The organism is Cryomorpha ignava, assembly GCF_010686655.1.
Classification (GTDB): domain Bacteria; phylum Bacteroidota; class Bacteroidia; order Flavobacteriales_D; family Cryomorphaceae; genus Cryomorpha; species Cryomorpha ignava.
This window is the reverse complement of the sequence record NZ_JAAGVY010000012.1, coordinates 1-25,177: the sequence shown is the minus strand read 5'-3', so window position 1 is coordinate 25,177 and position 25,177 is coordinate 1. Positions and strand designations below refer to the sequence as shown.

The following is a 25,177-nucleotide window of genomic DNA, read 5'->3' as shown; positions in this document are numbered from 1 at the left end:
TTCAGACTGACTTTGTGTCCAGACCCTACTCCACCTTCACCCTTAAATTCAACATCTCCAAAGCTTTTTCCATTGGCAATGCAAACCCAATTCCTTCCACACCTTCCGTCACAATTTTGCTTTGCACAATGCCTATTATTTCGCCTTGAGCGTTCAGCAATGGCCCGCCGCTATTTCCAGGGCTTACTGCAATATCAGCTTGCAAATAAACGCGATCTTCTATCAATCTCTTTCCACTTATAAGTCCTTTGGCAATGCTTTGACCAAGGTCTATGCTTGCCGGTGTGCCAATGGTAATTACTTCTTCGCCCAAAGGAACTTCTGTGCCAATAGAAACAGGCAAAGCTGGAAAACCTGAACCATTAATGTCGAGCAGCACAATGTCATTTGCATAATCGTAGGCTATAATGTCTGCATTAAGCGTAAGCCCATTTGAGAATTTGACATCTATCTGATTTACAGACTCTACAACATGATAAGCAGAAAGAACGTAGCCCTCACTATTTATTACAACACCGCTTCCGAAACCACCATCTGTTATAATGGTAACGCACGCAGGGTTGGCATATTTAATCATATCGCTTAGCTTTTCAAACTCCGGTATTGTAGGAATGGTTATAGCACGTTGTATATTGCTTGCACTATCGCCAATCATTGCGTAATCAATACTTACTTCAGAACTGTTTACTAATTCATAAAATTCGCTGTTGCGTAGAAATTCATATAGCGCTTCTTCAAAAACCAATGAATTATCTGGATATCTATTGTAATGAGACAGCCTATAGTGTAGCATATTTTTATTCGAATAGGTAAGAACTACTTTGTTTGTTTTTTTATCGAGCACTTTCCAGTCTACACCCATAACTGTAAAGCCCTTAATTTGGTGGTCTCCTTCTAAGTCTTTGGTTTTTTCTAGCTGCAACTTAAATTCGGTGATTTTAGCCCCCACTAAATACCGAGGTAAGCGAATTTTATCTTGATCATTCTTAAATAGGACTATTTTCCCATTGAAGGGTGTTTGAAATCCTTGCTCGCTGAGTACATCATAAAATTTTTGGGTAAATGAATCATCGCCAATTTTGTATGAGTTAATCCATTTAAGCGTTTGAATTTCTTTTTTACTTTTCTGGAATGTACCAATTTTGGTTCCTTCTTCAAACTCAGTAATCAACTTGTCAAACCCTATAACCGGGGTGATCGAGTCTAATTTTAATTTAGAAACTTCGTGTTTAAGTATAGCAGTTTTTTGAAAATCGAATCTGAACGGCTTCTCGAATAAAGTATCACTCCAGGTTTCTCGCCCAGGAGCCTTTACTGTAAATATAATTTTACCATCTACATTGTCTTTCCAATAAAATTTTACCCTGCAAGGTGTTGTGCAGGTTTCATCGCCATTTATAAACACAGCAGCACTATCGGGAACTGAATAAAGGTCAAAGTGATATTGTGCTTGGGCTGAAAGAGTAAAGAAGACAGCTATTAAAATGAGGGCTGATTTGTTCATGTTATATATTAAAAGGCATAGTTAAAGCTTTAGCTTTTCCATAGCGTAGACTTAATCTTTAAAGTTTGATCGGTAAAAAAAATATGCGTGCGTCTAAGCGCCAAAATCCGAATAGTGAGTATTTTATATTCGAAAAAATCATAGGAAAAAGATAAGAATTTTAAGCTATTATTCATTCCTTCGAAATTCAATTATAGATTTAGTATAAGGTCTTTAAAAATAAACCTATAAGTAGAGTCTGTTCATTTAAAAGTCTTTTTTTAGAATGGAATAATGAAAGGTTCTGCATTTGAGAACAAAAAAACAAAGCATATTTTCCAATTAGTTTATAACCCATTCTATACTCATGGGTTTAAAAAATATAACCAAGAGAGAATTGGAACACATGAGAATTCTTTTTACCGCTAATTAAATCTTCAAAGGTAACTTCGTACACATCACTATCAGGCCCCGTGTATACAACTTCATCAGATGTAAAACCATCGTTCTTAATATTCATAAAATCGAAATTGACACTTAAATCAATAAAAATATGCTTACCAAGGTGCTCGTGAAGTCCAACTCCAAATCCAGGAAAAAATACTCCTGTTTGTTCTCTCTCATTAATATCAATATCTGGAATATTTACTTGGGCATCCCTTTCAATAATTAAACTCTCTGTCAAGCTCATTATAGAAAACCTGAAGTCGAAATATAAACCGCTATTAATGAAAGCATAGAGACGAGCTTTAAATGTTACAGCCATTGATTGCTCAACTGTATATTCAAATGTTTCTGGTATGTATTCAGAATACTTGTTTGCACCAAAGCCAGACGAGCCAAATCCATTAAAAGGATTTCCAGAATTTGTTTCTGCTTCCTCAAATGAGAAGTTTGTAGCTTCATTAACGGGAATGCTAATGTTAGCTCCTATTGCAAAAAACCTTAGGGGTCTGTACATTCCATTTATCTCAAAGGTTGTTGCCCTGGTTTTGGTTTTATCTAAACCTTTAAGCTGAGGTTTATTAATAATTGTAGTTCGCAAAGCTACTCCGGCGCCAATATAGGAGAATTGAGAATTACCCAAAAATGGTATTGTCAAAAAATAAATTAACAATAAGATTTTGTAAATTAAGTTCACTCTAAGTTTTTACTGTTTGATTCTAATATTCTGATTTAAAAAGAATTACCCTTTATTTGGGAAGCAGGTGATACGCCTTCCTAAATTGAAATCGCTTTTACAGGCAACGAAAATACTAAAAAAAGCCAATTTACAATGATTAGCAGATGAATGAAAGCAATGTGACGCCGACGCATGCAAAAAAAGTGTGAAGGCTAGCTAAATTCTAGATCACCAAGAAGCTCGTTCAGGCCTATAGCAAAGTAACCCGGCCGTTTCCTCTATTCAACTTAATAAATAGAGTGCTGTTTGTCAAGAAAATAACCCTAATACGCACCAAGAAAGTAAACACATAAGAAAGCTCGGATTTTCTTTTGAAAATCCGCGCTTAAATGTTTATCAAAAATGGATTTGGTATCTTAATCTTATCTCCATACTCGCAATGGACGGCCTCGCGATAAATCGACGAGGCTACACAATACCCAATACTCAAATCAAGTAAAAGCACTCTCACCAGTAATATCCAACCCGGTAATCAAAAGGTGAATATCGTGCGTTCCTTCATAGGTGATAACCGACTCGAGATTCATCATGTGGCGCATAATCGGATACTCATTTGTAATACCCATTGCACCGTGAATTTGACGGGCTTCGCGGGCAATGTCAAGAGCCATAGCAACGTTATTTCGCTTCGCCATTGAGATTTGGGCGCTTGTGGCACGACCTTCATTTCGCAATTGGCCAAGGCGGAAAGTAAGCAACTGTGCTTTTGTGATTTCGGTAATCATCTCTGCAAGTTTCTTTTGCTGTAGCTGGAATCCGGCAATAGGTCGCCCAAACTGAATGCGTTCTTTTGAGTAACGCAATGCTGAGTCGTAGCAGTCAAGTGCTGCACCAATTGCTCCCCAAGCTATTCCGTAGCGGGCGCTATCAAGGCAACCAAGTGGTGCGCCAAGACCAGATTTATTAGGAAGGAGATTTTCTTTAGGCACTTTTACATTATCAAAAACAAGCTCGCCGGTATTGCTGGCGCGAAGGCTCCATTTTCCATGTGTTTCGGGTGTGGTAAAACCTTCCATGCCACGTTCCACAATCAATCCGTGAATTCTGCCTTCTTCGTTCTTTGCCCAAACTACAGCGATATCGCAAAACGGAGAATTCGAAATCCACATTTTTGCGCCGTTAAGAACGTAATGATCGCCGGCATCTTTAAAATTTGTTACCATTCCACCCGGATTCGAACCATGATCTGGCTCGGTAAGGCCGAATGATCCAATATGCTCACCGGTAGCGAGTTTTGGAAGATATTTTTTGCGTTGCTCTTCGTTTCCGTATTTCCAGATGGGATACATTACAAGCGAGCTTTGAACAGAAGATGTAGAGCGTAAGCCGCTGTCGCAACGCTCTAATTCCTGCATAATTATTCCGTAAGAAATCTGGTCGAGGCCTGCGCCGCCATATTCTTCGGGGATATAGGGCCCAAAGGCGCCAATATCGGCCATACCCGGTATTACCTGACGTGGAAAAGTTCCTTTTTCAAAATATTCTTCAATAATAGGCGACATTTCTTTCTTTACCCATGCACGGGCAGTCTCTCTCACCAGCTTATGCTCATCGCTAAGCAAGTCATCCATGTCAAAATAGTCGTGTCCTTGATATTGGTCTGTACGCATAGTGTTAATTTTTCGGGTGCAAAGTTACGAACCAGAGTTTGATTATTCTTTGGTAATTTAAAAAGTTGGTTTGTTCCCTAATCCAAATTGCTGTTTTCTCATATTCCAAACACACGAGGAGCTAAGAAGTTCTTTTAATCTTGGGTTAGAACGATTGAGTAACCTTTTGGATCCGAAATAATAATTGAAATCGGCTTCTTAATATGTAGCATAGAAAACCGATTCATTTATACGATATTCGCACCGTGCATATTTTGCTTCAAATAAATAACACCGGCCAGTTGATTCCAGAGCTGCGTCATACTCCAAATCTTTATGAATATTGGATGCTTGCCGCATTTTTCGTTATACTCGTTGTGCTTGCTTATGTGCGCGCTGCCTACACCAGGAGGCTTTTTCGGCTGTTTAGTAGTTTGGTGCGAATTCAGATTTTGCGCCAGGTAATGCGCGAAGAGTTGGTTTTTTCACACCGTGTTTCTGTGCTTTTATTTATCAATTTCGCACTCGTAATCGGTCTTATTCTATTTGGTGCTTCGAAATTTTATGGATGGAATTTTACGCAGGCCGAGGGGTGGGAGCTTTACCTTATATATGTGGCATTGGTGGCGGGAGTGTATTTGCTAAAGCTTGTCTTAAATTTTATTTTACGAAAAGTGCTGCATGATCCGGGTATTGTAAAGGAATATCTTTTTGAGGTCTTTTTGGTTAATAAGGCTCTGGGAGTCATATTCTTGCCTTTAGCAATTGCGATATGTTTTATTAACGTAGGCTCTCTTAATATTCTTTTCAATGTTATTGGTGTTCTCTTTCTGCTTTTTATCCTCTTTCGCCTTTTTCAGGGCCTATTGATGAGTTTTAGTTACACTGTTTCACGGGTATATATTATTTTGTACCTTTGCACCCTTGAAATTCTACCTTTTATGGTTGTCTGGAAACTGTTCAACACAGAAATAGCGTAGATAGGAAAAACCTTTAAAACAGAACAACACCCTATGGCTGATAAGGTCAAATCTATTTTGATTTCACAACCTAAACCAACTACGGAAAAGTCACCTTATTTTGACCTTGCTGCAAAGTACAAGGTAAAGATTGATTTCCGTTCATTTATTCACGTTGAGGGAATTCCCGCCAAAGAATTCAGGCAAGAACGCGTGAGTATTCTGGAACATACGGCAGTAATATTAACCAGTAGAAATGCTGTAGACCATTTTTTCAGAATGTGTGAAGAGATGCGCATCATTGTGCCCGATTCGTTGAAATATTTTTGTTTATCGGAATCTACTGCTTATTATTTGCAAAAGTACGTTGTGTACCGCAAGCGGAAAATATTTCACGGTAAGCAGAGCTTTCAGGACTTGCTTGATGTAATCAAAAAGCATAAAAATGAGCGCTATCTTTTGCCGTGTAGCGATATTCACAAACGAAATATTACTGACTTGCTAGACAAGCATAATATCCGCTACTCCAAATCGGTTTTTTACCAAACGGTATGTAGCGATCTTTCAGATTTAGCAGATGTAAATTACGATATGCTCGTATTCTTCAGCCCGTCTGGTATAGAGTCTCTGTTTAAAAACTTCCCTGATTTTAAGCAGAATAATACTCGCATTGCCGCTTTTGGGGCAACGACAGCCGACGCCGTTAAGAAAGCGGGTCTCAATATTGATGTGCATGCTCCTACTCCCGGCCTGCCCTCTATGTCAATGGCAATTGAGAGCTATATTAAGAAAATTAAGTAATAATTTTTTCCCATATTTGAAGAGGCGACTTTAAAGGTCGCCTTTTTTAATATGTTGCCCTATGTCAGCCTTTAGCTTCCCAAAATCAGAACGAATATGCAATAAGCACGATATCGACTTGCTTTTTGAAAACGGAGCATCTGTGCGCGATGGAAGTATAGTGTTGCGCTTTGCATTTCGCGAAAGCGTAGAGAATGAACTGACTCAAAAAGTGCTGGTGGTAGTGCCAAAAAAGCGTGTGCGACGAGCCGTGGACAGGAATAAGCTGAAAAGGCAAATCAGAGAAATATATAGGCTCAATAAAATCAATCAGAAAATTGAAGCGGCACCTGGAAAAACCATTCTTATTGCCATAATTTATACCGGGAAACCTGAAGCTGAATACGCACAAATAGAGAAGAACTACCTTCAGGCAGGGGCGAAAATTAAGAAAGAATTGACCAGAGGCACTGGTTAACAAGAATTAACCGCGAAAGAAGTACAGAAAAATGAATTAATGCGTTTTCAATTCTACGATAAGTGTACTTTTAACTTCTCTCAAAATAAGAAACATGAAGACAGGGTTTAAAAAATTGCTAGTCATAGGCGGATTAGCGGCAACCGGAGCAATAGGGATATTCGCTACATCAGCAAAAGATAATTTTTTCGAAATATCTAAAAACCTCGAAATATTTGCAACGCTTTACCGCGAGCTAAACGTCTTTTATGTGGACGATGTGCAGCCCGGTGATATGATGAAAACCGGTATTGACGCCATGCTCGAGTCGCTCGATCCTTATACCACTTACATTACTGAAAGCAATATAGAAGATTATCGGTTTATGACCACCGGGCAGTACGGAGGAATAGGCAGTTTGATCAGGTCGGTTGACGGCGATGTTTATATATCAGAGCCTTATGAAGGATTTCCGGCATTTAAATCTGGCCTTAAAGCGGGCGATAAGCTGCTGATGATAGATGGAGTTACTATAGAAGGAAAAGATCAGGAAGAAATCAGCAAAATGCTTAAAGGTCAATCAGGCACTCAGCTTGAAGTTACTTTTGAGCGTTTTGGAGAGATTCAAAAAGTAATGCTCAAACGCGAGGAAATAAAAATTCCGGATGTGCCGTATTATGGGATGATAGATGAGAACATTGGATATATACGGTTAACGAGCTTTACCCAAACGGCAAGCCAGGAAGTGAAAGAGGCTTTTCTTGATTTGAGAGACAAGCAGGGAATGAAGGAATTGATATTCGATCTGCGCGGAAACGGTGGTGGGCTGTTGAGAGAGGCAGTAAATATTGTAAACCTGTTTGTGCCCCGCGGTCAGGAAGTAGTAAGTACCAAAGGAAAAATTGAAGAGTGGGATCGCAAGCATATAACCCTTAGCGAACCTGTAGATCTCAATATACCGCTCGTTATTCTCGTAGATGGTGGAAGTGCCTCGGCTTCAGAAATTGTGTCTGGTACGATTCAAGATTTAGACAGGGGAGTAGTAATTGGAAACAGAACCTACGGGAAAGGACTTGTACAGCAAACGCGTGATTTGCAGTATAATAATAAGCTTAAGCTCACTGTCGCAAAATATTATATTCCCAGTGGAAGATGTATTCAAAAACTGGATTATTCGCATAAGAATGATGATGGTATTGCCGAGGAGGTACCTGATTCATTACTTAAAGTTTTCTATACCGAAAATGGACGTAAAGTAATGGATGGCAGGGGTATTGAGCCTGACTTATTGATTCAGAAAACAGAGTTTCCGCATATTCTTGCAAGCTTGTTATCAGAGAGTCTCTTTTTCAAGTATAGCAACAAGTACGCTGCCGAACACAGTGAAATTGCAGCGGCAACTGAATTCAGACTGTCTGATGAAGAATATGAAGCATTTATGGCTTACCTTGAAGATAAAAACTATAGCTATACCACTGATACTGAAAGGGAACTGGAGGAATTGGTGAAAATTGCCAAAAAAGAAAAATACTGGGGTCTGGCTGAAAGCGAATTTAGTACGCTCGAAACGGTGTTGAAGTCGAAGAAGAAGAAGGATCTCATCATTTTCAAAGACGAAATAGAGGATATTTTGGTTAATGAAATTGTATCTCGCTATTACTATCAGCGTGGTAGAATTGAGTCATCGCTCGCATCTGACATAGCCGTAGCTGAAGCAAAAAGAGTTTTAAAAGAACCTTCAGAATACCAAGCTATTCTAAAACCCGTTTAAAAGACAACTAAGGTCTTATAAAATTGCTAAAACTCTCCGGAACTACCCATAGGGTTTATACGTTTTTGCTCTGCTTTTTGGCGTTTGGAATGCCAAACCTCAATCTATTGATGAGTCTTGGAGTTATTCTCCTTTTCATTACTTGGCTCATCTCCCCCGGACTAAAAAAGGGTTTTTCGAAGTTCAAGGAAAATAAAGTCGCATTGCTGATCGCCGGCCTCTTTGTGCTGCATATAATCTGGCTTATCAACACTTCTGACTTTGATTATGCAACAAAGGATCTACGCGTAAAACTACCATTGCCCATTCTGGCTTTGGTTTTGGGAAGTATTCCAATATCTAAAAAACAGGTAAAGCTGATTTTTCTGGCGCTTTCACTGGGGGTGTGGCTGGCTGCAATTTCTGCATATATTCGGTATTTTCAGTTGCCTGATGGGTTCACAGACTACCGCGAAATCGTGCAGGGAGTGTCGCATATTAGGCTTAGTCTGCTTATGGTAATGCTCATAATGGCCATTATCTATCTTTGGAAAGAGCTATCGGTATTGTGGAAGATATACGGAGTGATTGTATTAATAAATACGCTCGTGTTTTTTAACGTCTTACAATCTGCTACCGGAATAATTATTCTCATTTTACTGCTTTGCGCTTATGCAGTATATTTTGTCATAGGAATAGCAAAGCCGCGAGCCGTCATAATTACAGTTTCCCTTCTGATTATTGGTTTAGCCGCCTCCGTATTTTATTCTGTAAACTATTATCACGATTATTTTGTGGCTAAGCCAAAGGAGAAATCTTTCGATAAAAAAACAGCAAGAGGAAATGATTATGCAGACTTGGCTGAAACAGGACTGATTGAAAATGGGAATAGCACGTTTGCATATTTCGCCAATGATGAAATGATTGAGGCGTGGAATGAGCGTAGCGATGTAAAAATGCTGGCCGATACAAATGATGCCAGCCTGAATTTTACGCTGATGCGTTATCTCACTTCCAAAGGCTTGCGAAAAGATTATGCCGGCGTTATGGGTTTGACGGAAGGGGATATTCACAATATTGAAAACGGTTTTCCAAATGAAATTTACGCCAATGAATCGGGTTTAAAACTCCGGTTTCACTCTTTTATGTTTGGGCTTCACGTTTACAAGGTTACCGGCGATGTTACAGGTTCTTCTTTTTTCCAGCGCATTCTATTCTGGAAAGTAGCGTGGAACGTTATAAAGCCAAATTGGGCTTTTGGGGTAGGTACCGGCGATGTTAAAAATGAGATGAAAGCAATGCACCAAGAAATGCATCCCCATCTCGACGAGCGCTATTGGCTGAGAGCACACAATCAGTTTCTTACCTTTTTTGTCGCCTTTGGTATTCTCGGTATTAGCTATTTTTTCTTCCTTTTTGGCTATACGTTTAAAGTGCGGCGGAAGAACGCCCTCGCTCTGGCTTTTTTACTTATCGCTTTTATCTCGTGTCTTACTGAAGATACAGTTGAAACACAGGCGGGAGTTACTTTTTTTGCGTTCTTCTTTAGTTTATTTTCAAAACCATTTAATGAAAATGAAACAGAACCAAATCTGAAGTACGAATCAGATATTCACGGCGGCAGTCTTACTTAATTACCACCAGCTTTTCCGATTTTAGTAATTCTCCCTTCGCATTATAGAGCTGAACCATATATGCTCCGTCGTTTAGATCCGGTGATACGCTATTCATTCCTGCGCTCACCTGGCCGCGATAAACCGTTCTGCCTGCAAGATCAACTATATCGAGTCTATAACCAGCATAGTTATTTCCCGAAAGGGGTTCAAAATTTAAATGAAAGGAATTCTTTGAAGGATTTGGATAAAGCTCAAAAACAGAGAGTGCAGTATTTTCTTCAATACCGGTGGTATTAACGATGGTAACGCAATAGTCTTCTGTTTCTCCATATTGAAAATTACCACAGGCAGTAGGAGCATTTGAGCCACCACCGGCGTATTTCATGGCCACTCTCATGCGCGTTGCTCCTTCCAGAGCGCTTTGGGGTATAGTAATTGTTCCTGTTATAGCTAAATTTGACGCGCTTTCAGATTCTAATAGAATCTCATCATCCGAAAATTCGCCATCCTGATTTGAATCTAACCACAGCTTAAATCTTTCTGAAAATGGAAAAGATCCAAACCCGGGAGTTAGTGTTGCACCATACTCAAAACCAAGTTCCAGTTCAAGGCCTGAATCTTCAAAGATAGCGTAGCCTCCATTATTAGCTGATACGTTTAAATAATCGCCTATCTCAACAGATTCAATAAATTCATCACTGCTGTTTTCTCCCAACGAAGGGCAGTAATCTAAATCAATACAAGTTCCGCAACCAATAGTGCGCTGATTTACAAATGCCCCTACTTCAAAACCTGTAATGCACTCTGGTCTGATTAAAATTTCGTAGTTGGTGCAAGAATCCAGACCATTAATCAAATGATTCCCTTCTGGTGACGATCCGGAAAGAATCCACTCTGTAGAATCTGCCTCACGATAAAATATATCGTATCCGGTAATGTTAAAACCCGTTATCCAGTCCAGGCCAATTGTGGTTTCTGTGGTCAGATTTACTTCTGCGGTTTCAGGAGCAACACAGCAGCCGGGCGTTTGCAGAATAATACTGGATTCATAATTCAAATCGTCTATATTCCCGGTGCAGTTGGTGGCAATTTCAAATTCATAATCGGCACAAATAGATAGCGTGTCAATTGCATAATAAGTGGTATCGAGAATTTCTGAATAAGTCCAATCTTCTGTGCCCAAAAGTCTGAACCGGATAGACGCTGTTTGATCTTCAGTCATTGTCCAGCTAAAGCTAAAACTTGTATCGTTGGCTACAGAAGAAGCGAATGAAAATGGCGGTACACAAAAATTATTGGCACAATTATTCAAAATCATTGTCAGGCTGTTGTAAGCATTTAACCGACCTCCTGTAACTGTTTCAATCTCCAGATTTTCAATGGGATCCACCCCGCCAAAAAGCACGTAGCGGATATAATCGGCTCCCAATTGCGGATTGTCGCGGGCTACCTGAGCAAATTCTGCACATGGCGCAGAATACAATAAACCGATAACCCCGGCAGTAAGTGGCGAGGCAAATGAAGTGCCCGATGTAGTCGTTGTACCGCTTTGCCCGGCTGTTGTAACAACGCCCTCACCCGGCGCGCCGAGATCAATGGTAGTGGCTCCAAAGCCCGAGAAAGTTCTGAAATCGCTTGAGTTTGTCGCCGTAACACTTATCATATAGTCGCTTTCCACAGCAGTAGGAATATCACCCACAACATCGATATTCACGTTGTTATTTGCTGTGGCGCCACAGCTGAGAATTCCGTGCAAGCCAAGGGTGTCGTAAAATGCCGACCAAATTGGCACCTCGGCCGGATTTCCATTATCTATTCCCCATGATGCATTCGTGGCAACTACAAAAGCACCATTGGCTCCGGCAGTTTCATTGTACAGCTTGCGCTGAATAAGCGGATAGGTATACGCCTGTACAACAGATGCTTCATCATTAATATTCTCACCTGCCACCGACATGATTTTAACATCCCAGTTGGCACCTACAGTTCCGTATTCATTATTTCCTTTGGCGCCAATCATTCCCATTACACTGGTTCCGTGGTTTCCTGTATAAACTCCGGCATCGGTTTGGCTGGCCACATTCCAGCCATTAAAATCATCAATGTATCCATTTCCATCATCGTCTATTTCGTTTCCGGGAATTTCATTGTAATTAAAATACGCATTGCCAATCAAATCCGGGTGCAATAAGTTTCCACCTTCTATTACGCATACTACAATGGTATCGCCCAGAGCGGTGAGTCCACCCGTGGTAATATCCCATGCCAGATCACTGTCAATATCAGCATCGGCAAGGCCATTATTTCCATTGTTTACATGGTGCCATTGCGAGTTAAGATTCGGGTCGTTTGGAACGGTCTCTCGCGGATAAACATAGTGGTTAAACTGCACATTGTTTACTTGCTTGTCTGCTTTAAGCTTTTCCAAAAGAACAGTTTCATCAATCATTTCAGGATTGAATTCCAACCGGTAAATATTCATGGGTGGGGAGAGTAGGTCGCCAAGGGCAATACTCGTCGGTATATTGCGATTATAGGCATATTTGGCAATTACCTCTCTCGGAGAAGAATCGGCTGAAAATTGGATTAGAATTTCGCCCGGTTTGTGGTCCATTTGGCTGTAAGCCAATGAAGAGGCAAGAAGAAATAAACTGGTAATGAGGGTGTAAAGTTTCAACATAGAGTGCGGTTCTTTGCAAGTAGGGGTCAATTTACCAAATCAATCAGGCTAAATGCAAACTGATATGGATCAATACGTTGCTTTTGGGGAATATTCGCTTAAAACAATTGGAAGGCTAATCTTGAATAAAAACCCGTTTTACCCTTTGAGAAATATTGGTAAGTACTTCGTAAGGGATGGTTTGAAGATGATCAGCCATTTCGTAAATATCCAGATGTTCGCCAAAAACCTCCACTTCATCGCCTTCTTCGCAATCTATTCCGGTTACATTTACCATCGACATGTCCATACAAATATTTCCAATAAACGGAACGGCAGTGTTGGAAATCAAAACATTACCGCCACCGTTTCCGAGAAGTCGAGGCAATCCATCGGCATAGCCAACTGGAATAACGGCAATTTTGGTTTTTTCGGACACTGGCATTTTTGGCGTATAGCCCACACCTTCACCGGGTTCAATTTCGCGAATTTGGGAAATGACAGTTCTAAGGGTACTCACCGGTTTTAGTTTTCCTTGGAAATCTAGGCTTGTTGTAATTCCATACAATGCAAGGCCCAACCGCACCATGTCCATTTGCGCTTCGGGATACCGCAAGATCCCGCTCGAATTGAGAATGTGTCGCATAAAAGGATTCGGTAGTTTGTCGGAAAGGAAATCAGCGGCTTTTGTAAAGTCGGCAATTTGCTGTTGGGTGAATGCTTCAAATTTTTGATCGTCGCTTCCTGCCAAATGTGAAAAGACAGATTTCACCTCCAATACATCTATTTCAAGTATTCTTTCGGCGAGTTTTGGTAAATCTGCAAAATCAAAACCGAGCCTGTTCATTCCCGTATTGATCTTTATGTGAATGGGATACCTGCGCGCTTCGGTAGAAGTTTGTAAGGCTTCGGTAAAATATTCGAGCGTGCGAAAACTAAAAAGCTGCGGCTCGAGGTGGTACCGTATCATGGCGTCGTAACTCGAAAGCTCCGGATTGAGAACCATTATTGGTAGCGTAATTCCATCTTCACGCAGCGAGATACCTTCATCGGCGTAAGCCACAGCCAAATAATCTACACGGTTATATTCCAAAATCTGGGCTACATCATAACTTCCGGCACCGTAGGCAAAGGCTTTTACCATGGCCATAATTTTTGTGTCGGATTGCAATCTGGTTCTTATATAATTCAGATTTTCAACCATTTTGGTCAGGTCAATTTCCAAAACAGTTTCGTGCGATTTTTCTTGTAAAAAGTCAGCAATGCGCTCAAATTTAAAGGCTCGTGATCCTTTAAGCAGAATATTTTCTTTTGCAAAATCACGCTTATTCGCATTTTGCAAAAACGCACCAGTACTTTCGTAAAAAGTAGCTTTTAGATCTGAAAACAGGTGGGCGTGCGATTTCAATTGTTTTCCAATACCGATAAATCGCGTAATTCCGCGCGATTTTAAAAGCTCGGCAACACGGCGATACAAGTTTTCTTCCTCTTCGCCAGATTGTAAAATGTCGCTTACAATAGCCGTGTATTTCTTGTTCTTACTAAGGTATTTCAGATAATCGAGCGCAATAGTAAGTGTGTTAATATCAGAATTGTACACATCGTTTATCAGCACACAGCCGTTTATTCCATCCAGCTGTTCGAGCCTCATTGCCACGGGAGTAAGCGTTGTAAAATGGCTGGCAATTATCTCATCAGACATATCCAAATGAAGAAGCAAAAGCCAGAGGTGACAGGAATTTTCTACGGAAGTCGGTGAGTTGAAGGGAATTTCAATGACTCTTTCCTTACCCTCAAATTGGCCTGTAATGCGTGTTTTTTTACCGGTTACTTTGGTGCTTATAATTTTAAGATTGGCCTCGTGGTTTTTCGACCAGGTAAGAAGTGTATGTTTGCTTAATTGCGACTGGATCCTTTCGTGAATATTCTCTTGGTCTCTGCAATAAATCAGCGTTTTGCAGTCCATAAAAAGCTGGAGCTTTTCATCGATTTTTTCATTTAGGCTTTCAAAATTCTCCTGATGCGCAGGACCGATGTTGGTAAAAATACCAATCGTCGGTTTGATGATTTTTTCGAGCTTTCGCATTTCGCCCTTTCGGGAAATGCCTGCTTCAAACACTGCCAGATCGTGCGATTCGTCCATGAGCAATACAGAGAGCGGCACTCCTATTTGCGAGTTATAACTTTTTGGACTTCTAATTACATGAAAGTCGGTATAAAGCAACTGATAGATCCATTCTTTAACGATGGTTTTTCCATTGCTGCCGGTAATGCCCACCACAGGAATATGGAATAGACTGCGGTGGTGAGCGGCGAATTGTTGAAGAGCCATAACCGAATTTTGGACCGTAATAATGGTGGAATTTTTGAGAACCGGAATACCAAGTTCTGATGAAACCACAAAAATGCGCACCCCTTTTCCATGCATTTCCTGCAAATAGGAATGCCCATCTCGCCGCGATCCCGAGAGTGCAAAAAAGACAGATCCTTCCCGAAATTCAAATTTCCGGCTGTCGGTTACAATATGTTTTATGCCGGCTTGGTTGGCTCTATGCAAGAAGCTGCCGCCAATAATATTTTTGAAATCTTCAATCTCGTATCCGCCTTTAAGCATCGTCTTTTTTCTTTTTTTCTGCTTCGCGTGCTTGAATGTATGCCTGCCGGCTTAGTGGTTCGTAGCGATCTAATTCACCAAGCTCCACTGTGTCTTCTCCTCCTAAAATGCGATGTGAATATTGCGCCAGAGTTCCGGTTTTTACGCAGATAGCATGTACTTTGGTAATGTATTCGGCTATGGCCAAAAGATGTGGAATAGGGCCAAAAGGTCGTCCTTGAAAATCCATATCAAGTCCGGCAACAATCACTCTAATTCCTTGATTGGCAAGCTCATTGCAAACTCTTGGGAGGTTGTCGTCAAAAAATTGAGCCTCATCAATTCCCACCACATCCGCATCGGCGGTAAGCAAGAGAATTTTTTCAGATGATGAAACCGGTGTACTTCTTATCGCATTTTTATCATGGCTCACCACATCTTCATCGTCGTAGCGGGTGTCTATTTCGGGTTTAAAAATTTCGATGCGCTGTTTGGCAATTTTCGCTCTGTTTAAGCGGCGCAGCAACTCCTCAGTTTTGCCCGAAAACATGGAGCCGCATACCACTTCTATCCAGCCTTCGCCGCGTTTTTTTACCTTTCGTGTATCTTCGAGAAACATATTTTACCTTAAGTGGGTGGGGCTTTTGGCCAGAATCAAGTAGATTTGCCAAACGGCTAAAATAATCATTTAATAAACCCTGAAAATACGCTTCGGGGATTTTCGCCGTTTTTAATAGATAAAGAACAGATTAACATGACTATAAATAGTATTTCAAAGCAAATTTTGGAGCTGGCTGAAAAATTGGAAAAGGGAGAGCTTCACGCCGATGAAATTATTGAAATGACTGAACTTTCGCGGCAGCTGCATGAGCGCATGATTGTGCTACAGTACAAAACGTTTGAAGAACGGTACGATCAGGCTTATGAGGGTGATGTATCCGGAAAAATTGAGCGAGAGAAAGTGATTGAAAAATCAGAGTCTACAATCGAACCGGCTATTCAAGAGACAGCGGAGGATAAACCTGTTGAGCCCCAACCACAAATGGAAGAAGAGCCGGAAAGCGAACCGGCTAAAACTGAAATAACTCCAGAGCCTGTAGCAAATGAAGTGAACGAGGAGCGGGCTGCTTTTAGAATAGAAAATTCCATTATTCCTTCCAACCAAATATCACTGATTGACTCGATAGAAGAAATAAGGGAAATGGAAAAAAGCCTCAATGATGCTTTTGGTGAAAAGGGTCCTTCTTTAGCGCAAAAGCTTCACCAAAAGCCTATTGCTAACTTGAAAACCGCAATTACGATTAACCAGAAGTTTAAATTTATTTCTACGCTCTTTCAGAACGATACCGGTGCTTTTGAAATGGCATTGGATAGGATTAATGCGTGCGCCACCTATTTAGAGGCTGATGAATACATTCAAAATGGGCCCGGCGATAGGTTTGAATGGGAAATGAAAAGCCCCACAGTGAAGGAGATGATGGAATTGGTAGAGAGACGGTTTCTGTGATGCAGATGAGGGCTCATAGCGTAAAAAATTATTTTCCACTTGTGAAAACGTGTTTCGTCTTTGCCGGAGCATTTTGGATTTGGCTAATTCCTGTTTCTGTTTTCTCTCAAGATCTAGATTACGTTAACAGCCAGGTTGATACATTATCCAGTCCTGCTTTTTTTGGAAGAGGATATATAAACGATGGATCTAATCTGGCGGCGGATTATTTGGCCGCTCAATTTGAAAAATTAAGAGCTAAACCTGTTAGCGAAAGCTATTTTCAGCCATTCATTTTTAAAGTAAATACTTTTCCGAAAAAATCTATAGTCTCCTGCAATGGCAATACGCTGGTCGAAGGGTACGATTATTTGATTAATCCCGGTTCGGGTAGTTCGCATGGGAAATACAAAACGGTTTTTCTCGATTCCACGAGCTTTCAGAATTCATCGCCAACTCCAAAAAAAAGAAAGGCTATTCCGGTAATTGATCTTACGGGAATTGATACCCCCGACGAGGTGAGTCTTCTTCATGATTTCAAGATTGCCACGTTGCGAAAGTCTCCGATAATTGTGCTTAATCCCAAAAAGATAATGTGGTCGGTTAGTCCGCAGCGCTACAAAAACTCACTTATAGAAATTGAAAAAGGGAAATTTTGCACCGATTCGAGAAAAGTGGGAATTGATGTTCAAAATGCTGAAATTGAGTATGAAGCCAGAAATATTATTGGAAAAATTTCGGGGGAATCGAGTGATAGCTGCCTGGTAATTACTGCCCATTACGATCACTTGGGTATGATGGGCAATGCCATGTTTCCGGGTGCTAGCGACAATGCCAGTGGTACGGCCATGCTGCTCGATTTAATGCGGTTTTACGCCGAAAATAAACCCCAACAAGATATTTATTTCATTTCGTTTGCAGCCGAAGAGGCCGGATTAATCGGGTCTAAATACTTTGTTGACAATCCGCTTTTTGATCTGTCTAAAATTAAGTTTTTGGTCAATCTCGACCTGATGGGATCTGCTGCTGAAGGAATTACATTAGTTAATGGAAGCCTTTTTCCCGAAAGGATGCGTAGCCTTGCAGCTATCAATACTCAAAATGAATTTTTACCCAAAATAAAATTGCGCGGAAAAGCGGCTAATAGCGATCATTATTGGTTTTCGGAGGCGGGAGTGCCGGCGGTTTTTATCTATACACTAGGAAATGCCAAAGCGTATCACGATGTGTACGATGTTCCATCGGGGCTTGATTGGGCAAATTACAACGAACTCTTTACCTTGCTGGTGACTTATCTGGATACTCTATAACTTATGGGCAAACTCATTTTAGTACCGACGCCAATTGGAAATCTGGGAGATATAACCCTTAGGGCCTTGGAGGTTTTGAAAACCGTAGATGCAGTGTTGGCCGAAGATACCAGAACGTCGGGAAGGCTGATGAAACATTTTGAAATTGATCAAAAGCTCATCCCTTTTCACGCGCACAACGAGCACCGCATGGTTGAGCGGATTGTAGAGCGTATTGCTGGTGGCGATACGCTGGCAATCATAACAGATGCGGGCTCGCCGGGAATTTCCGATCCGGGTTTTTTGCTGGTGCGCGCCTGTGTGGAAGCAGATATCGAAGTGGAATCCCTTCCCGGAGCAACAGCATTTATACCAGCGCTCACCAACTCCGGATTTCCGACCGATCGGTTTATTTTTGAAGGATTTCTTCCGCCCAAAAAGGGAAGAAACAAGCGGTTAGAAGGGCTCGCTGACGAATCGCGAACGATAGTGTTTTACGAATCGCCGCATCGTATTGTCAAAACACTTGTACTCATGGCCGAATTTTTTGGCGAAGATCGCCCGGCAACTGTTTCGCGTGAATTAACCAAACTTTACGAAGAAACCCTTCGTGGAACACTTGCCGAATTGGCACAGCATTTTGAAACTACTCCGCCAAAAGGTGAGATGGTTATCGTGATAAAAGGAAAGGAATAATTAATTTCGAATTACGAATGACGCATGAAGAATTTCGAATAATGAAATAGGAGTGTTGTGATAGAATGACTAAACTGTTACGAATACAATATTGATGTTTGCAATCCAAAAGAAAAAATTATGAAGGCAGTTTTTCTTAAAAAGTTTGGAGCACCCGAACAGGCGTTTGAAATTCGGGACGCAGCAATTCCCACCTGCGCCCCAGATCAGGTATTGATAAAAGTAGAAGCTTTTGGATTAAATTTTGCCGATGTGCTCGCGCGAACCGGTATGTATCCCGAGACGCCTGACAGACCTTGCATAATTGGTTATGAGGTTGTTGGTAGAGTTGAAGCTCAAGGTGATAAAGTGACGGGCGATTTTGTGGGAACCAGAGTTGTGGCGCTTACTCGTTTTGGAGGTTACGCCGAATATGCAGTTACAGATTACCGGGCAATCGGTTCTTTTTCAGGTCAATACCCAGCCGAAAAGGCTCTGGCAGTTGCGACCCAATTCACAACTGCTTACGTGTGTTTCCATGAAAGCATGAATCTCTATCGCGGAGATCGTGTGCTCATACACGCCGCTGCTGGCGGTGTAGGAATAGCGCTCTGCCAAATGGCTCTTAACGCCGGCTGCGAGATTTTTGCAACAGCGGGCTCTGAAAAAAAACTCGAATTTTTGCGAAATATGGGTGTTCACCACACCATTAATTACCGTGAAAATGATTATTTTAAAGAGATTAATTCGCTGCTTAAAGGTCAAAGAATAGATGCTACTTTTAATTCACTTGCCGGAAAATCGATAAAAAAAGATTTGAGACTTCTGGGGGCCGGAGGGAAGCTCGTTCTCTTTGGAGCAGCCTCACGCGTAGGAGGCGGGAAAGGAATTTTTTCCGGTTTAAAGCTCCTTTTTCAAACCGGATTTTATACCCCGCTCGCGTTCATTATGCGGTCTAAATCATTAATCGGCATCAATATTCTAAAACTTGGCGATTACAAACCCGAACTAATAGCTAAATGCCTCAAAGCTGTAATTGCCCAAGCCGAAGATGGAAAGTTAGATCCGGTTGTTCAAAAAACCTATAAAATTGGCGATTTGAATACAGCGCATTTAGCTCTTGAAAAACGGGGTACAATTGGGAAGACTGTTGTTTTTTGGTGAAAGCATCTGATTGATCTGTTCCTTTAGCTTGTTGTAAATTCAATAAAGAATATTTGTATTTGCAACTAAATGCAGTTACATTCGTTTTGTGTACAAAAGATAAGCTAGTTGAACATTTTTTGAAAATGCCTCGGGATTTTCATCATAATGAAGCAGTTAAGCTATTAGGCTATTTTGGCTTCACTGAAGTAAAAAAAGGTAAATCATCTGGATCTCGGGTGAAATTTCAAAATGAACAATGGGGGTACCGATAAGTCGTCATAAGCCTCATCCGAGTGGTATATGAAGCAATATCAATTAAAACAATTAAAGGAGATTTTCGAGTTATGAAATATCTGGATTATAAGGGATATAATGGCACTATCGAGTACAGTGAGGAAGATAGTCTACTGTTCGGTAAAATTTTGGGAATTAGAGGTTTAATATCTTACGAAGGGAATACCGGAAAGGATTTAGAAATAGATTTTAAAGAAGCTATTGATGCGTATTTAGCAGATTGCAAATCAGATGGAATCAAGCCTGAAAAATCATTTAAAGGAAGTTTTAATGTGCGAATTTCTTCTGCACTTCATCAAAAAGCTGCGTTATTAGCAATGGAGTCAAAAGTTTCTTTGAATACTTTTGTGGCAGAATCAATTCGCTCAAGATTGATGAAAGAGATTTAGGAAGGAACACTGAAATATAAATTGAGGTTGTTTTCAAACCTAGATCTCTTTGTTCAAAAAACCTATAAAATTGAAGATTTGAATGCTGCGCATCTGGCTTTTGAAAAACGTTTACGCCAACTGATTTTTTGACTTTAATTTCATTTTTGATATATTCAGCTCCATCCTTGATCACAAGGTATTTAGAACAATAGAGATTGCATGAAAAAATGCAATTAACAAATTTTCAATTATTTTTAGTAGATTTGAGAAAACCTTAATCCAGATCTGTTATGAATATAATCACCAAGAAACTTTGCAATTCTCATTCTTTCACTCAAGAATGTAAAAACACGAATCCAGCTTTCAGTACATTTTGGTCTAGTAAAAAAACAGAAATTCTAAGAGTGCTCTCTCTACTAATTATTCTTATTGGCTTTATTAGCCAAGATTTAAAAGCACAAGCCCCTGCTGTGCTTAGTGCACCACTCTCGCCCCAAATTGAATGGAAAGATATTTTTTGGCCTGAAACGAATATGGCGGGCAACCCTATGAGTCAAGATGATTCAAGTCAGGATTGGTTTTTTGATGTAATTGAATACAAGAAAAATGGAAATGTAGCCGGATACGTTGCCGTGGGTTTTTCTCATGATCAAGATTTTGCAACCTTCACATTAGAAGGCTCGGGGTCTACTGTTTTAGATTGTTACACTGCAACTGCAGCCGCAGATGGGTGCGCTTTCTTTTTAGATATAGGTGAAATCTTTGGGCATGTAAGGCAAGTTGTTGTTTTTTACGATTTGGATGGGAATGTTACCGATTTTTATAGGTACAACTTAGGTGAAATTTGGGGCGTAACACAAGATGAGAATGAAGACATTTACCTTTTTGGTTTTGGAGGCAATGCTAGAAATCTGACTGAAGGAATTGAAGTAAATGCTAATAATGAAACACAACTGGGCACAGGCCCGATATATTACAATCCAACAACTGCATCACAGCCTGTTTTTCCTTTAACCTGCACCTCTACAGAAGGATTTGCACGCAAAGCAAATATCATTAAAATCGGTACCAACGGCGATGTTATCTGGAATAATTACTATGGATTGCCAAATACGCTTGCAGCTGCACATCCATTGCAAGGGCATCTACATTCCGGCGTCTTCAATGGGAATAATTTACTTGCAGGTGGATTCTCTGCTGCGGGTCCCGTGGGTAAAAATAAATTTCTTTTGTCGGTAAATAAAACTACAGGCCACGTAAACTGGAGAAACGAATTTGAACCAGGTTCTGACGGAGAAATTTACGAAATTACAAAGAAGAACAATCAATATTTAATTTCTGGGGCTGATTTACCCTCGCCACATATTCCCGGTGGAATTTATAATCAAGGTTTCGTATCATTGGTTACCGATACCCTTGGAAATTTGACCAGCCTTTCTTTTGACTCTCCCGACTTTTATTATACCCCTGATGATATTCCTCTAGCAATTAATAGCAATAATGAAATAGACCCAGATTTAAATGGAAGAACTACATCAGCTATTTTTACCGACAATTACCTGTATTGGTTCATTGTAGCGAATAATGAATTTGCCATAAGTGCCAATGGCATAGCTGAAGGTGTAGTAGTTCAGATGGAATTAGATGGCACATTTGAAGCAATTGAAAATTTTGGTGAAATACGAGCTTATGACCTGTGGGTGAGCGGTATCCCCACAGATGATGGTGGCTTCGCATTGGTTACTTCACGGCAATCGCCTGCCCATTACGACACAGGCACCCTACCGGGCATGAATACCCTTATGGATTTAAACAATCCATCCGGTCAAACTATCGGCGATTGTCTCACACCCCTATTTCCTAATTGTGCATACATTACTAACCCCTCAGATATTTTCTGGAAGCTTATGAGCACCTGCTCATATGTGCGTAAATATGATTCTAATTTTAATTTGCAATGGGATAAAATATGGGATAGTTCTGACAATGCTCCTCGCGAATGCGTGCCTGGGAATTTAAAACAGCAAGAATGTGTCTATCGTATCATACAATCTTCTACAGATGGTGGCCTCTTAATATGTGGCAACACATCTGATAATCTGGATGATTCATATCTGGTAAAATTAGCTAGCGATTGTGGCTTAGCTGATTTCTACGGCAAGCCAGAAGACCCTAGTCTGATTGTAGATTATGTAGATGGTATAGTAGATATTGATGTTAACACCACCTGGAGCACTCCAAAAAAGGTACTCGGAACTGTACGTGTAAAGCCCGGAATAACCTTAACTATACTCAATACCACTGTTGAATTTGCAACGGATAATAGTATAAGCTCAAGAATTGATGTTGAGCCAAATGGTTTTCTTCTTGTAGATAACTCCACCTTAACTTCCGGTGGCGATTGCGATAATTTCTGGGCCGGCATTCATGTTTGGGGCGATTCTGATGAAAATCAGTACTACGACTATTCCGCAGGGCAATATTATCAGGGACGACTAAAAGTAAAAAATAATTCCATTATCGAAAATTCGGCAACAGCTATTACCAATTGGAATCGGAATCATTGGGATGAAAGAGGCGGTATAGTTCAAGTGGAGAACAGTACTTTTAAAAACTGTAGCCGTGCCATTGAGTTTTACTCTTATCAAAATTTTTCTTCTTCCGGGGGACCATTCCCTATTAAAATGCCAGACAAAAGTTATGTTCACAACACTGATTTCAATGTGGATAATGATATATTCTTAGATTTAACAACTTATGCTCCACAGGCTCAAATTACATTGTATAGAACTGACCGACTTCGTATAGAAGGCTGTAATTTTACAAATTCATCAACTGTAGCTTTCGCCGAATATAGAGGCAAGGCTATCAATAGCAGTAGCGCCAACTATATTGTAAAAGCGCACTGCAATGATAATTTTCCGCCCGTTGGTGGATGTCAAAATGAAAGAGGAAATACATTTACCGGATGGCACAAAGCTATTGAAGCACTTGGCGGTTCAGCTAAGAGAGCCATATCTGTGAGTAGTTCTGATTTTTATGAAAATATGATTGGGGTTGAAATCGCCGGCGCAGAAAATAGTGAAATTTATGATAATAACTTTTATCTAGGTGATCATCCTTATAATTATTTCGATGTGACTTTCGTTCAAACCAATTTAGGTGTTTATTTTAATCAAACCTTGGTATTTTCTCTGGAAGACAATGATTTTGAAGCATCGCCTACAGCGGCAAATGATGGGTATGGCGTATTGGTTTACAATAGCGAAGGTGCTGAAAATGCCATTTATAAAAACAGTTTTACAAACTTGAAAGTAGCTGCAAATGGATTGCAGGTTAATAAAAACACAAGCTCTGAAGGTGGTGTAGCGGCAGGACAAGCCGGACTACAATTTATTTGCAATACCAATGAAGACAATGAAATAGATTTTGAGGTTAGTAGATTTCCTACTCAGAATGACGATTTTAGTAACGCCGGCATTCGCCAAAACCAAGGAAGTGGTAACCCTGCGCGGCCGGCCGGAAATATATTTTCAGATCCAACGGCTGATCCAACTGTGTTTACCCACTTTACGGTTAATTCTACAGATATATATGGTTATTTCTATAATACAGATCCACCTCTTTATGCTGAAATGACACCGGGAAGGGTTTCCATACAGCCGCAACTAACTGTAAGTAAAAATTGTCCTTCAAACTTTACAACCGGACCTATAGTAGTTGTTGGTTATCCACAGCTTTATGAAAAAATAAATGAATTTGGTGGTTTGCATTATACATATAGTCAGATTATTGACAATGGAAATACGCAGGGAATAATTACTGAAATTGAGCAAACGTGGCCACAGAATGCATGGGAATTGCGCGATGAATTAATTGCACGCTCACCCTATAACTCTGCAGAAGTATTAATTATAGCTGCCTTAAGAGAAATTATGCCCCACGCTATGCTTTTAGAAGTGCTATTGTCAAATCCCGATGCATTGCGTTCCGGTGAAGTCATATTAAAACTTGAAAATGATTTAGTGAACCCCTTGCCTCAATATATGATTGATCTACTTTGGGCATCTCGAGATCAAACAACTTTGCGCACAAGTATGGAGAGTGCATTAAGTGAACTTCATTTTGAAGTTAGCCGCATTCAAAAGCGAATTATTAGTCAAAAAGCTTTTGCTGACAGCACCAGTTCAGAACCTGATAGTATGATATATTATATGAGTAAAGTAAAAACTGTTGAAGCCAATTATAATCGCGCGAGTGCTTTAGCTGATCGCAACCAATATTCAGCTTCAATCAATTTACTGGATTCAATGCTTAACTTTTATAAGTTGGATGCTTCTAGACAAAATGAGTGTGTTGCATTAAAATCATTCTATTCTCTGCTGGAAAGTGCAAACGCAGCCAATAGAACGGAGGCAAATTTAAGTACAGCAGAGATTGCAATGGTAAAAGGAATCGTTGAAAACCCGGATGCGGGGTTAGCTGGATTTAGAGCACAAAATCTATTGTGTTTTCATTACAATATCTGTTACGATGCTATTGGAAGTCCAAAAAGCATTGCAACACCACAAAAACCGAAAGCGACTTACAATGAGTTAATTGCTGAAGTAAATACAACATCAGCCTATCCAAACCCTGCGAGTTCTTATGTGACCATTCAATTCAATTTCTTAAGGGCAGAGGAAAAATCTATACTTCTGGTATATGATAACCTTGGGAGACAAGTACTTTCTCGGAATATTGGGAAAATATATGATGGACAAGAATTGATTGATACCCGTAAACTGACCGATGGACTGTATTTATATCAATTGCTTCAAAATGGTAAAAAAGTGAGTCATGGCAAA

The 25,177-nt window shown here is 40.3% G+C and carries 17 protein-coding genes; 11 read left to right on the top strand and 6 right to left on the bottom strand.

Features of this window, described 5'->3' with window-relative positions; all coding sequences use genetic code 11:
* Window positions 1-25 precede the first annotated feature (25 nt).
* The 3 genes from G3O08_RS08425 to G3O08_RS08415 form a co-directional block, all read right to left on the bottom strand.
* Window positions 26-1,504: a S1C family serine protease gene (locus G3O08_RS08425; protein ID WP_163284843.1), complete on the bottom strand. Its 1,479-nt coding sequence runs from the start codon at window positions 1,502-1,504 to the stop codon at window positions 26-28.
* 352 nt (window positions 1,505-1,856) lie between these two features.
* Entirely contained in the window at window positions 1,857-2,624 is a 768-nt protein-coding gene (locus G3O08_RS08420; RefSeq protein ID WP_204336817.1) for a hypothetical protein, read from the bottom strand.
* Between the two features lie 473 nt (window positions 2,625-3,097).
* The gene (locus G3O08_RS08415; RefSeq protein WP_163284839.1) at window positions 3,098-4,276 is read right to left on the bottom strand and encodes an acyl-CoA dehydrogenase family protein; all 1,179 of its coding nucleotides are present in this window, start codon (window positions 4,274-4,276) and stop codon (window positions 3,098-3,100) included.
* A 254-nt stretch (window positions 4,277-4,530) separates the two neighbouring features.
* Here G3O08_RS08415 and G3O08_RS08410 point away from each other — a divergent pair, with 254 nt between their 5' ends.
* The 5 genes from G3O08_RS08410 to G3O08_RS08390 all read left to right on the top strand — a co-directional run bounded on the left by G3O08_RS08410 (window position 4,531) and on the right by G3O08_RS08390 (window position 9,835).
* Window positions 4,531-5,235, top strand: a complete 705-nt coding sequence (locus G3O08_RS08410) for a DUF4271 domain-containing protein (protein WP_163284837.1) — start codon at window positions 4,531-4,533, stop codon at window positions 5,233-5,235.
* A 33-nt stretch (window positions 5,236-5,268) separates the two neighbouring features.
* A complete protein-coding gene (locus tag G3O08_RS08405; RefSeq protein WP_163284835.1) occupies window positions 5,269-6,015 on the top strand; it encodes a uroporphyrinogen-III synthase in 747 nt (248 codons plus the stop codon).
* A 61-nt stretch (window positions 6,016-6,076) separates the two neighbouring features.
* Window positions 6,077-6,472, top strand: a complete 396-nt coding sequence (rnpA, locus tag G3O08_RS08400) for a ribonuclease P protein component (RefSeq protein WP_163284833.1) — start codon at window positions 6,077-6,079, stop codon at window positions 6,470-6,472.
* Between the two features lie 94 nt (window positions 6,473-6,566).
* On the top strand, window positions 6,567-8,222 hold the full coding sequence (locus G3O08_RS08395; protein ID WP_163284831.1) for a S41 family peptidase: 1,656 nt from the start codon (window positions 6,567-6,569) through the stop codon (window positions 8,220-8,222).
* A 23-nt stretch (window positions 8,223-8,245) separates the two neighbouring features.
* Window positions 8,246-9,835 carry an O-antigen ligase family protein gene (locus G3O08_RS08390; protein ID WP_163284829.1) on the top strand — a complete coding sequence of 530 codons (1,590 nt, stop codon included), beginning with the start codon at window positions 8,246-8,248 and terminating at the stop codon, window positions 9,833-9,835.
* Here the strand turns inward: G3O08_RS08390 and G3O08_RS08385 are convergent.
* From G3O08_RS08385 to G3O08_RS08375, 3 genes are all read right to left on the bottom strand, one after another.
* Window positions 9,828-12,497, bottom strand: a complete 2,670-nt coding sequence (locus G3O08_RS08385; protein WP_163284827.1) for a GEVED domain-containing protein — start codon at window positions 12,495-12,497, stop codon at window positions 9,828-9,830. The two genes, G3O08_RS08390 and G3O08_RS08385, sit on opposite strands and share 8 nt — an antisense overlap.
* A 115-nt stretch (window positions 12,498-12,612) precedes the next feature.
* On the bottom strand, window positions 12,613-15,090 hold the full coding sequence (locus tag G3O08_RS08380) for a bifunctional UDP-N-acetylmuramoyl-tripeptide:D-alanyl-D-alanine ligase/alanine racemase (protein WP_163284825.1): 2,478 nt from the start codon (window positions 15,088-15,090) through the stop codon (window positions 12,613-12,615).
* Window positions 15,083-15,688 (bottom strand): thymidine kinase, encoded by a 606-nt coding sequence (locus G3O08_RS08375; RefSeq protein ID WP_163284823.1) that lies wholly within the window; start codon window positions 15,686-15,688, stop codon window positions 15,083-15,085. The genes G3O08_RS08380 and G3O08_RS08375 overlap by 8 nt, the downstream gene beginning before the upstream one ends.
* 135 nt (window positions 15,689-15,823) lie before the next feature.
* On the opposite strand from G3O08_RS08375, the gene G3O08_RS08370 reads away from it, so the two are divergent.
* From G3O08_RS08370 to G3O08_RS21695, 6 genes are all read left to right on the top strand, one after another.
* Window positions 15,824-16,576 carry a hypothetical protein gene (locus G3O08_RS08370; protein WP_163284821.1) on the top strand — a complete coding sequence of 251 codons (753 nt, stop codon included), beginning with the start codon at window positions 15,824-15,826 and terminating at the stop codon, window positions 16,574-16,576.
* A gap of 41 nt (window positions 16,577-16,617) precedes the next feature.
* A complete protein-coding gene (locus G3O08_RS21700) occupies window positions 16,618-17,865 on the top strand; it encodes a M28 family metallopeptidase (RefSeq protein WP_163284819.1) in 1,248 nt (415 codons plus the stop codon).
* 3 nt (window positions 17,866-17,868) lie between these two features.
* On the top strand, window positions 17,869-18,540 hold the full coding sequence (rsmI, locus tag G3O08_RS08360; protein ID WP_163284817.1) for a 16S rRNA (cytidine(1402)-2'-O)-methyltransferase: 672 nt from the start codon (window positions 17,869-17,871) through the stop codon (window positions 18,538-18,540).
* A gap of 120 nt (window positions 18,541-18,660) precedes the next feature.
* On the top strand, window positions 18,661-19,683 hold the full coding sequence (locus G3O08_RS08355; RefSeq protein WP_163284815.1) for a quinone oxidoreductase family protein: 1,023 nt from the start codon (window positions 18,661-18,663) through the stop codon (window positions 19,681-19,683).
* A gap of 275 nt (window positions 19,684-19,958) precedes the next feature.
* Window positions 19,959-20,348, top strand: a complete 390-nt coding sequence (locus G3O08_RS08350; RefSeq protein WP_317164047.1) for a type II toxin-antitoxin system HicB family antitoxin — start codon at window positions 19,959-19,961, stop codon at window positions 20,346-20,348.
* A gap of 386 nt (window positions 20,349-20,734) precedes the next feature.
* On the top strand, window positions 20,735-25,177 hold a 4,443-nt coding region (locus G3O08_RS21695; RefSeq protein WP_163284813.1), incomplete at its 3' end, for a T9SS type A sorting domain-containing protein.